Genomic DNA, 8,720 nt, shown 5'->3' with positions numbered 1-8,720 from the left:
TCTCGCGAGCCGTCCACCGATCAAGGCGGCACCAGTCCCGATCGCCAAGCCCGCGCCGCGGGATTCAGGCGAAGCACTCATCCCGTTCGATGACGGCGACGACGAGAGCATCCTGTCGGTGTTCTGATAGCTGAGAGGGGAGCGGTCGGACGAGAGACGACCTGCAGACGGCAGACGGCAGACGGCAGGTGGGCGAGGCCGCGCCCGCACGCACCACACCACACCCCACGCACCACACCAAACGATCAGTACCCTCTCACCGCCAGAAACGCCTCCCACAGCGGCAACTGAATCGGCGCCCCGAGCACCGCCAACTCCAGCACCGACAGCACCCCGATCACCGTGAGCAGCATCATCGCCTGCCGGTACCCAGGCGTACGTCCGCGAATGGCGAACAGCGCCGTATACAGCGTGTACGCAATCACGCACGCAATGGTGAACGGCAAAAACCAGCTGTTTACCGCCGGCCCGAAATAACTCTCGAGGAACACGAGCGTCTCGGGGAAGAAACCGCGACCGCTGTTCTCCACACCGAGGAAGATGTTGATGCTCGCGATCTGATGCACGCACCAGAAGAGCGCTGCCGTCCACCATCCGACGCGATTGGCGCGCTTGTGCGTGATGACAGCCGTCGTGGCTAGCACCGCGAGCATCACCAGCTGGTACCAGAACATCGAGAGGACCGCCTGCACCGCGAAGCCCCACGACGGCGGCTGGGCGGGGATATGTAGCCGTAACGACTCGGGACCGATGATCCACGCGCCGTAGAACGTCACCTGCGCCCACGTCCAGAGGAACGCCCCGCCAAGGAAACTCCGTCGGGCGGCCGAGGGGGTATCCCGATCGCGCTCGAGGTACACGAGCGCCGCCCCCCACACGGCCAGCGCGCTCGCGACGATGAGACCGAGCAGCCGTGTGGTGGGATTCCGCTCGAGCGCAAAGACGATCCCGGTCGTGCTCCACCAGAACGCCACGACCACCAGGAACGACCGCACGGCCACGCGCATCGTGGTTTCGCGCGTGGCGATGTCGGTGGTCTGCACCATGTCTGGATGCCGCGCCCGCACCAGTATATGCAGACGCTGTCGCCACCCCGTGAGCGGGGGGACGACGCGGGAGGGTACCACTCCCGGCACACGCACGGTTTCCACACCAGCCCCACTCATCCACCACCCTCCGCCATCTGAATCGCGGTCTTCACCAACCCTCCCAACGCCTTGGCATCGGCCGACGGCAGCAGGATATAGCGCGCCTTCATCGCTTCCGCGAGCCGGCGCGCGACCACCTCACCACGTGGCGACGTATCCACGAACATCGCCGGAATGTGCTGCGACGCAAAGCGGGCACCCGCCGCCAACGCATCCTGCTCCGCCTGCTTCCGCCCCGGCGTGCCATCGCGGGCGATGTTCGCGCGCCCATCGGTCATCATCACCACCAGCGGCGAGCTGCCGCCGCGACGCGTGGCGATCGCCTGCTCCATCGCCGCATCGATCGCGTGCGCCATGGGGGTGCCGCCGCCACCGGGAAGCGCCGACAGCACCTTCTTGGCTCGAGCGAGCGCGCGCGTGGGCGGCAGCAACACCTCGGTGCCCTGTCCGCGAAATGCAATGAGACTCACCCGATCGCGCCGGGCGTACGTTTCCGCGAGCAGCAGCTCCACGGCCCCCTTCGCTTCGGCGAGGCGATACAGCGCCGACGACCCGGACGCGTCCACCACGAAGAGCACGGTGGTTCCCGTCTTTTCGATGAAGCGACGAATGCGGAAATCTTCTCGGCGCACGGCCACGCGCGGCGCTGGTGCGCCGGCACCGGCTGGCGGCGCCATCCGCGAGCGAACGCGTTGCCATGGCGCGGCCGCACGCAGCGTTTCGAGCAGATGCAACCGTGCCCCGCCGCGCGGCAGGCCGCTGCGCGCGCCACGTGGACGCCCACGCAGCATGTTGGGCGTTTCCTCACCCACACGGCCCTGCATCGATCCCGCGCTGCTATTCTGCACGAGCTGCGCGAGCAGGTTGGGCGGGAGCGCCGCCTGCACGGCATCGCGCAACAGCTCACCACTATCAGGAGTGGGCTGCGTGCTGTCGTCGTCGCTGTCCTTCTGCTCGGGCGGTTCGGGGGGCTCGGGGGGCTGCTCCATCTGCGGCGGCGGAGGGGGCGGTTCCGGTTCGTTCTGCTCCGGCTCCTCGTTCGGCTGCTGCTCGTCCCCCTGCTCTTCCTCCTCCTCGGGCGGCGGCGGAGGCGGCAAGCGCGTGGCGCGCGGCGCCAACACCAGCGCGGCTGCCTTCTCCGCGTCCTTCTCCGTCACCATCAGACGACCGTCGAGGGCGGCCAGCGCGCGCGCGCAGCGCAGCGCGAACAGCGTCGCCCGCACCGAGTCTACGCCGAAGGCGTCGGCCGTCTGGCAGAGCGCTGCGGCCCACTCGTCGTCGACGCTCACCTGCGACAGCCGCACGCGGGCCTCACGCACGAGCGTCTCGAAGTGATGCGCCTCGGTTTCGTCGGCCATCCACTCGAGCTCCTCGCCCGTACGCCCATCGAAGCGTACGCTGAAGGCGAGTCGGTCCTTGAGCGCCGGGTGCACCAGTTCGTCGTCCACCGACTCGTCGAGCAGCAACGCGCACACGCGCGCGTCGTGACGGTCGGCGATCCCCTCGCGCTGCACGGTGATTTCGCCATGATCGAGCACTTCGCACACGGCCGTGCGGGCCGACGTGTTGAGCCGTTCGGCCATGGGAATCACCAACACCCCGCCATCGGCACCGGCCAGCACCCCACGCTCGGCCACGATCTTGCCGGTCGCGAGCGTCGATGCGAGATCGACGCCCCCGTACAGGCGGTCGGCCGTGACACTCGACGGCACGCGGCGCAATGGCGCGCCGGCTGGCAGCCAGGACCGCACGAGCGAGGCGAAAAGGCGAGCCTGCTCGTGCACGGGATGATCGAGCACCGCCCCCCCCAGCCCGCGTGCGTCTACGGCGAGCAGCAGAGCGGCCAGCGCGCCCAACCCGCCCGGGAGATCAGGACGTGGCGCTGACATCAGTCGCGGGGGCGTCCCACAACTCCGACACCGCACGCTCGACGCGCGTGGTGGAGCCCGCATCGTCGAGCACGTTGCGGCGCAACCGATGACGCAACGCCATCGGCGCGATGCGACGCAAATGCTCCAGCGTCACCGCGTCGGCGCCCTCGAAGGCCGCCAGCGCGCGCGTGGTGCGGAGCAGCGTGAGTTCACCGCGCAACCCATCGGTCCCGAGCGCCGCACACAGGGCGGCCGCGCGCTCGAGGATTTCGTCCGGTACCGCAAGGTCATCCAGACGGGCGCGCCCCTTCTCGATGGAGCGACGCACCTTGGCATCGGCCTTCTGCCAATGCGCGAGGAACGCCATCGGGTCGCGATCGAAGGCGTCGCGCCGCTTGATGACATCGATGCGCGTGGCAATCACCGTCGGTGTACGCACGTCTACGGCAAGACCGAAACGATCGAGCAGCTGTGGTCGCAGTTCGCCCTCTTCGGGATTGCCACTGCCCACGAGCACGAAGCGCGACGGGTGCCGCACGCTCACCCCTTCACGCTCCACGACATTCTCGCCGGTGGCGGCCGCGTCGAGCAGCAGATCAACGAGGTGGTCTTCGAGGAGATTGACCTCGTCGACGTACAGGAAGCCACGGTGCGCCCGCGCCAGCAGCCCCGGCTCGAACGCCTTCTCGCCGGTGGTCAGGGCCCGCTCGAGGTCGAGCGCCCCCACCACGCGGTCTTCCGTGGCGCCGAGCGGCAAATCGACCACCGGCACCGGCGCGAGCAGCGAACGCGGATGCTGTCCGTCGGCGAGGCGCTTGAAGCACTCGTCACAGCGCTGGGTCGTGGAGTGCGGATCGCAGCCGTACTTGCACCCCTGAACGACTTTCATCTGTGGCAGCAGCCCGGCGAGAGCACGGACCGCCGTACTCTTGCCGGTGCCGCGGTCGCCGAACACCATGACCCCACCGATGGAGGGGTCGATTGCTACGAGGAGCAGGGCGAGCTTCATCTCGTCCTGACCGACGATGGCGCTGAACGGGAAAACTGGTCGCATCAGAATCCTGAAAAAATCGGCCGGCGAGCCGGGATGGCGCAGGGTCACCGGCAAAGTCCATGTTTCTAACACGTTAGGACCGGACATTCTATGTCGCAATATCCTGACAGTGCCAACGTCGGGTAGTGTACACTTTTCTTGACACCGCCGTTTCCCCGCGCGAAGTTTGTCCCCGTGAATCCCCCCGAGCAGGCGCTCTCCGCGCCCACCGTCCCGGCCTCCGACCGCCCGCGAGCGGCAGCCGATGTCACGCCGGTTTCGCCGGTGGCGCCGGCGACCACCCCGGTGCCCGACCCCACGTGGTACGAGCGCATCCGTGATCGCTGGTACAAACTCGTTGCGACCGACGAGTTCCAGCGCTGGAGCGCCCGGTTCCCGCTCACCGCACCGATCACCCGCTATCGGTCGCGCAAGGTATTCGACCTGGTGTCGGGGTTCGTCTACACGCAGACGCTGTATGCCTGCGTGGAGCTGGACCTGTTCGATTATCTGGCCGAGGGCGCCCGCACCGTGGAGGAGATCGCCGAGCACGGCGACATGGCCATCGCGAACGCGGAGCGCCTGCTCAATGCAGCGGTATCGCTGCGACTGCTCATGAAGCGTCGGCACGGCCGCTATGGACTGGGGCCGTTGGGCGCTCCGCTGGTGCGCAACGTGGGCGTCACGGCGCTCATCCGGCACCACAAGATGGCCTACCACGACCTCGCCGATCCGGTGTCGCTCCTCCGCCAAGGCTCCGACTTCCGTACGGAGCTCTCGCGGTACTGGTCGTATGCCGACGCGCCGCGCCCGCAGGCCATCGACGACACGCGGGTGGCAGCCTACTCGGAGATCATGGCGGCCACCCTGCCGCCGGTCGCGCATGATGTACTCGACGCCTACGACCTCTCCAAGCACGACTGCCTGCTCGACGTGGGCGGCGGCGAGGGGATGTTCCTGTCGCTCGTGGGCGCACGGCACCACCACCTCCAGCTGCAGCTGTTCGATCTGCCGGCCGTGGCCTCACGCGCCCGTACGCGGCTCGAACAGGCCGGACTCGGCGATCGCGTGCAGTGCGTCGGTGGCAACTTCCATGCAGACTCGCTGCCCACGGGCGCCGATGTGTGTTCGCTGGTGCGCGTCCTGCTGGACCACGACGATCTCTCCGTCCTGCGGCTGCTGCAGCGCGTGCGCGCGGCGCTGCCCAAGGGCGGCGTGCTGCTCATCGCCGAAGCGCTGGCCGGAGCCAAGGGCGCCGAGACGGTGGGCGACGCCTACTTCTCGTTCTACCTGCTGGCCATGGGCAAGGGGCGCGCCCGTCGCGCGTCGGAGCTCCACCAGATGCTCCAAACGGCCGGGTTCCGGAAGAGTCGTGAACTCCCCACGCGATTCCCGATTCAGACGGGACTCATCGTGGCGGAAGTCTGACGCGACGGGATTGATCCGCTGAACAGCGGCGCGGGGCGATGGGACCAGGGGGAAGGCGATAGGACCGCCCTGCCCCCTTTTTCCTGACCGCTTCCGCCCGCCCCCTTCTTGGGGAGCTTGGTCCGAACCGTCCTAGTGAAATAGGACTGAATACCCGAACACTCCTCTCTGGATATTGACAGCACCCACTGTCAACTTCACTGTACACCCCGTGAATACCCTCGCCGTCGTTTTCGAAGAACCGACCAAGCTGTCCGTCCGCGAACTGACGCTGGTCGAACCCGTCCCAGCCGATGTCGTGGTGGCCATGCAGTACTCCGGCATCAGCACCGGCACGGAGAAGCTGCTGTTCACCGGGCGTATGCCTCCCTTCCCCGGTCTCGCCTATCCGCTCGTGCCGGGTTACGAGGGCGTGGGCCTCATTCTCGAGGCGGGCGCCGAGTCAGGGCGTGAGCCTGGGCAGCTCGTGTACGTGCCGGGGTCCAAGGGGTTCAACGAAGCCCGCGGCCTCTTCGGCGGGCAGGCGTCTCGGGTGGTGGTCCCCGGTGCCAAGACCATACCGCTCGCCGAGCATGTGGGCGAAAAGGGTGCGCTCTTCGCCCTCGCGGCCACGGCGCATCACTGCCTCGAGCCCGACCCGGCGAACAACCTCGACAAGCTGCCGGGGCTCATCGTCGGCCACGGGGCCCTCGGCCGGCTCATCGCGCGCCTCTGTGTGCTGTACGGTGCGCCCGCGCCCGTCGTGTGGGAAACGAACCCCATTCGCATGGACGGCGCGCGCGGCTACACCGTGATTCACCCCAACGACGACACCGCCCGCGGCTACAAGGTCATCTGCGACGTGTCGGGCGCCGACGGCATCATGGATTCGCTCGTGAACAAGCTCATGCCGGGCGGCGAGATCGTGCTCGGTGGCTTCTACAGCGAGCCCGTGTCGTTCACCTTCCCGCCCGCGTTCCTGCGCGAGGCGCGTATCCGCATTGCGGCTCAATGGAAGGAGCAGGACCTCACGGCCATCACCGAGTTCGCCAACAGCGGCCGGCTCGATCTGGATGGCCTCATCACGCACCGCGAACCTGCGGCGCGTGCCGCCGACGCCTACGCCACGGCGTTCGGTGATCCTCACTGCGTGAAGATGATCCTCGACTGGAGATCTGCGGTATGAGCGAGAACGGTCTGCATCAGCTGCACAGCAACGTGCGTGACGAAGCCTCGGCCGAGCCCGAGAGCGTGCACACGGGCCCCGTGACCAAGGAAACGCAGATCATCGCGATCTATGGCAAGGGTGGCATCGGCAAGAGCTTCACGCTCGCCAATCTCTCGTACATGATGGCGCAGCAGGGCAAGAAGGTGCTGCTCATCGGCTGCGACCCCAAGTCGGACACCACCTCGCTGCTGTTCGGCGGCAAGGCGTGCCCCACCATCATCGAAACCTCGAGCCGCCTGAAGCTCGCGGGCCAAGCGGTCACCATCAGTGACGTGTGCTTCAAGCGTGATGGGGTGTACGCGATGGAGCTGGGCGGCCCCGAAGTCGGGCGCGGCTGCGGCGGTCGCGGCATCATCCACGGCTTCGAAACCCTCGAGAAGCTCGGCTTCCACGACTGGGGCTTCGACTACGTGCTGCTCGACTTCCTCGGCGACGTGGTGTGCGGCGGCTTTGGTCTGCCGATCGCGCGCGACATGTGCCAGAAGGTCATCGTGGTCGGCTCGAACGACCTGCAGTCGCTCTACGTGGCCAACAACGTGTGCAGCGCGGTGGAGTACTTCCGCAAGCTCGGCGGCAACGTGGGCGTGGCCGGCATGGTGATCAACAAGGACGACGGCACCGGCGAAGCGCAGGCGTTCGCAAACAACGCCGGCATCCCCGTGCTCGCCGCGATTCCCGCGCATGAGGACATCCGCCGCAAGAGCGCGAGCTACGAAATCATCGGCAAGCCCGACGGTGAGTGGGGCCCGCTGTTCGCGCTGCTCGCGCAGAACGTGGCCGACGCGCCGCCGGTGCGGCCCAAGCCGCAGACGCAGGACCAGCTGCTCGGTCTCTTCAGCGCGGAAAGCACGGGCCGTGACTTCGTGATGGAACCGGCCACGATGTTCGACATGGTGGGCAAGGAAGACGTCGTGAAGCCGTCGCTCGAAGTCGTCTACGACACCGTCTGAGGTCTGCGCGATGGCACACGAAAAGGAAGTCGTCTACGACGACGTCTCTGAAGTTCCCATGCTGAACGACGCCGACGCGCCGGGCGGCATGGGCTGCGCCCCAGGGGCGCCTGCCCCGTCAGGAGCGTCAGGGAAGGCACTGCCCGTGGTCGACGGCACCGCCGTGAACATGGCCGCCACGCAGGCCGATGGGCTCGGGTGCCACTCCGGCAAGGAGCAGATGCTCGAAGCCGCGCGCGCCGCGGGCAAGAGTGAGGTGCTCGATCGCTACGCGGCCGACTATCCGAAGGGGCCGCACGATCAGCCGCAGAGCATGTGCCCCGCCTTCGGTTCGCTGCGCGTGGGGCTGCGCATGCGCCGCACGGCTACGATCCTCAGCGGCTCGGCCTGCTGCGTGTACGGGCTCACGTTCACGAGCCACTTCTACGGCGCGCGGCGCACGGTGGGCTACGTGCCCTTCAACTCCGAGACGCTCGTCACCGGCAAGCTGTTCGAGGACATTCGCGACGCCGTGTATCAGATGGCCGACCCGGCGCTGTACGACGCCATCGTGATCACCAATCTCTGCGTGCCCACCGCGTCGGGCGTCCCGTTGCAGATTCTCCCCAAGGAGATCAACGGCGTGCGCATCATCGGCATTGACGTGCCGGGCTTCGGCGTGCCCACGCATGCCGAAGCGAAGGACGTGCTGGCGGGCGCCATGCTCAAGTACGCGCGTCTCGAGGCCGAACAGGGCCCCGTCCAGGCGCCGCGGGCCGGCCGTTCGCAGAAGCCCACCGTCTCGCTCATCGGCGAGATGTTCCCCGCCGATCCCGTGGGCATCGGCATGATGCTCGACGGACTCGGACTCGCCGCCGGGCCCGTGGTGCCCACGCGCGAGTGGCGTGAGCTGTACGCTGCGCTCGACTGCGTGGTGGCCGCCGCCATTCACCCCTTCTACGTGGCCACCTACCGCGAGTTCGAAGCGGCGGGGCGCCCCATCATCGGCTCGGCGCCGGTGGGCTACGAAGGTACCGAGGCGTGGCTCGAGAACATCGGCCAGGCGGCCAACGTGTCGCGCGAGCAGATCGACGGCGTGAAGAA

7 protein-coding genes are annotated in these 8,720 nt (G+C 67.7%); 4 read left to right on the top strand and 3 right to left on the bottom strand.

Translation table 11 applies throughout. The features are described 5' to 3' along the window. Positions 1-245: 245 nt before the first annotated feature. The 3 genes from ACIQ6O_RS09365 to bchI are packed head-to-tail and all read right to left on the bottom strand — an operon-like array spanning position 246 to position 4,073. Positions 246-1,166, bottom strand: a complete 921-nt coding sequence (locus ACIQ6O_RS09365; protein WP_396207521.1) for a DUF3623 family protein — start codon at positions 1,164-1,166, stop codon at positions 246-248. Beyond that, complete coding sequence (locus ACIQ6O_RS09360) at positions 1,163-3,037, bottom strand: magnesium chelatase subunit D (protein ID WP_396207520.1); 1,875 nt, start codon at positions 3,035-3,037, stop codon at positions 1,163-1,165. The genes ACIQ6O_RS09365 and ACIQ6O_RS09360 overlap by 4 nt, the downstream gene beginning before the upstream one ends. Beyond that, a complete protein-coding gene (gene bchI / locus ACIQ6O_RS09355) occupies positions 3,018-4,073 on the bottom strand; it encodes a magnesium chelatase ATPase subunit I (protein ID WP_396207519.1) in 1,056 nt (351 codons plus the stop codon). The genes ACIQ6O_RS09360 and bchI overlap by 20 nt, the downstream gene beginning before the upstream one ends. A gap of 174 nt (positions 4,074-4,247) precedes the next feature. Here bchI and ACIQ6O_RS09350 point away from each other — a divergent pair, with 174 nt between their 5' ends. From ACIQ6O_RS09350 to bchY, 4 genes are all read left to right on the top strand, one after another. Next, positions 4,248-5,480, top strand: a complete 1,233-nt coding sequence (locus ACIQ6O_RS09350) for a methyltransferase (RefSeq protein WP_396207518.1) — start codon at positions 4,248-4,250, stop codon at positions 5,478-5,480. Positions 5,481-5,691: 211 nt separating this feature from the next. Continuing rightward, positions 5,692-6,645 carry a chlorophyll synthesis pathway protein BchC gene (gene bchC, locus ACIQ6O_RS09345; protein WP_396207517.1) on the top strand — a complete coding sequence of 318 codons (954 nt, stop codon included), beginning with the start codon at positions 5,692-5,694 and terminating at the stop codon, positions 6,643-6,645. Beyond that, positions 6,642-7,637, top strand: a complete 996-nt coding sequence (locus ACIQ6O_RS09340) for a chlorophyllide a reductase iron protein subunit X (protein ID WP_396207516.1) — start codon at positions 6,642-6,644, stop codon at positions 7,635-7,637. Before bchC ends, ACIQ6O_RS09340 begins: the two co-directional genes overlap by 4 nt. Positions 7,638-7,806: 169 nt before the next feature. Continuing rightward, positions 7,807-8,720: chlorophyllide a reductase subunit Y (gene bchY, locus ACIQ6O_RS09335; RefSeq protein WP_396207522.1), on the top strand; the 914-nt coding region annotated here is incomplete at its 3' end.

Origin of the sequence: Gemmatimonas sp., assembly GCF_044345575.1 — a bacterium.
Classification (GTDB): domain Bacteria; phylum Gemmatimonadota; class Gemmatimonadetes; order Gemmatimonadales; family Gemmatimonadaceae; genus Gemmatimonas.
This window is presented reverse-complemented; position numbering and strand designations above follow the sequence as displayed.